Annotated in this window: 2 protein-coding genes; both read left to right on the forward strand. The window is 64.9% G+C overall.

What is annotated here, in order from left to right; all coding sequences use genetic code 11:
* The first annotated feature begins 89 nt into the window (after positions 1–89).
* Positions 90–1121 carry a 3-isopropylmalate dehydrogenase gene (gene leuB, locus VFC51_11550; GenBank protein ID HZT07658.1) on the forward strand — a complete coding sequence of 344 codons (1032 nt, stop codon included), beginning with the start codon at positions 90–92 and terminating at the stop codon, positions 1119–1121.
* Between the two features lie 19 nt (positions 1122–1140).
* A partial coding sequence (locus VFC51_11555) for a branched-chain amino acid transaminase (GenBank protein HZT07659.1) occupies positions 1141–2010 on the forward strand: 870 nt, incomplete at its 3' end.

Here is a 2010-nt window from a genome sequence, read left to right on the forward strand (position 1 = left end):
CGGCCGGCTTTCCGGGATCGGGTCCTGGATCGGCTGGGGTCGCCTGTGGTCATTGACTACGTCCGCCTCAACATGGTCGCGAGTCGCCGATGACCGCAAAGGTGGTCGTTCTTCCGGGCGACGGCATCGGCCCCGAGATAATGCGATCGGGGCTCGAAGTGCTGCACGCCGTTGCTCCGGGTCAATTCGAATTTGAGGAACACGCTTTCGGCGGCGCCGCGATCGACGCGACCGGGACCGCGCTCACCGAAGAGACCCTCTCGGCCTGCCGCAGCGCCGACGCCGTGCTGCTTGGCGCCGTGGGCGGACCGAAGTGGGATACCACCGACCCGAACACGCCACGACCAGAACAGGGCCTGCTCGGCGTGCGCCAGGGACTCGATCTGTTCGCGAACCTGCGCCCGGTTCGGCCGGTGCCGGCGCTCTATGACGCAAGCCCGCTCAAGCGCGCGGTGATCGAGCGTACGGACCTGATGGTCGTTCGCGAGCTCACCGGCGGGATCTACTTCGGTGAGAAAACGCGTACCGACGCACGCGCGTCGGACGATTGCGTCTACACCACGGACGAGATCGAACGGATCGCGAGAGTGGGATTCCGCACCGCCCGCTCGCGCGTGACCAGCGTCGATAAGGCAAACGTGCTCGAGACCTCAAGGCTGTGGAGAGAAGTGGTTCATGAGGTGCACGGCAAGGAATTCCCCAACATCGAGCTTGAGCACGTGCTTGTGGACACGGCGGCGATGCGTTTGTTGGCCGCGCCGCGGCATTTCGATGTGATCCTCACAGACAACATGTTCGGCGACATCCTCTCCGACGAGGCCGCCATGCTGACAGGCTCGATCGGGCTTTTGCCAAGCGCGTCACTGGGCGAATCGCGCCCTGGACTGTTCGAGCCAGTCCACGGATCGGCGCCCGACATCGCGGGTACCGGCGCCGCAAACCCGCTGGCCATGATCCTCTCGGTCGCGCTCATGCTGCGTCGCGGACTCGATCTTGAGGCCGAAGCGCTGGCGATAGAATCGGCCGTCGATAAGGCGCTGGCGGAAGGGCTCCGCACGCCCGACCTCGGAGGCGACGCCACCACAGCGCAAGCCACCGGCGCCGTCCTTAAATACCTATAGCTGCAACTAAGGAGTACTCGTGGAGCAAGCGGATCTCATCTGGCACAACGGGGAGTTGATCGCTTGGGAGGACGCCAAGATCCATGTCCTCACCCACGGACTTCACTACGGCACCGGTGTCTTCGAGGGGGAGCGTGCTTACGAGACTCAATCGGGACCGGCGATCTTCCGCCACCGCGAGCACCTCGAGCGCTTGCTGACCTCGGCAGAGCTCTACTACATGCCCGTCCCCTACAGCCTGGACGAGCTGCGCGCAGCGACCCATGAGCTGATCGCGGCCAACTCCTTGCGCGAGTGCTACATCCGCCCGATCGTCTACCGCGGCTACGGCCAGATGGGCCTTTACCCGCTCGACTCTCCCGTCGATGTGACGATCGCGGTGTGGCCGTGGGGCTCGTACCTCGGGGAGGAGGGCAAGGCGAACGGTATCCGGGCCAAGGTGTCGAGCTGGCGCAGGATCCCTCACGAGGCGCTGATCCCGCATGCCAAGGCCTGCGGCCAGTATCTGAACTCCGTGCTGGCGAAGATCGAAGCCTCCAAGGCCGGTTACGACGAGGCGATCTTGCTCGACTCCCACGGCTTTGTGTGCGAGGGCAGCGGCGAGAACATCTACGCGGTGCGAAACGGGACGATCATCACTCCGCCCCAAACTGCGGGGATCCTGGACGGGATCTCACGCCGCTCGATCATCCAGATTGCCCGGGACCTGGGCTATGAACTGATCGAGCGCGACCTCGCGCGAGCCGAGCTTTACATGGCCGACGAGGTTTTCCTGACGGGCACCGCGGCGGAGCTCGTTCCCGTGCGCGAGCTCGACGATCATCCGATCGGCGGCGGCCGGCCGGGCCCGATCACCAAAGAGATCCAGCGCGTCTTCGACGATGCGCTT

The organism is Chloroflexota bacterium (assembly GCA_035652535.1).
GTDB lineage: Bacteria > Chloroflexota > UBA6077 > UBA6077 > SHYK01 > DASRDP01.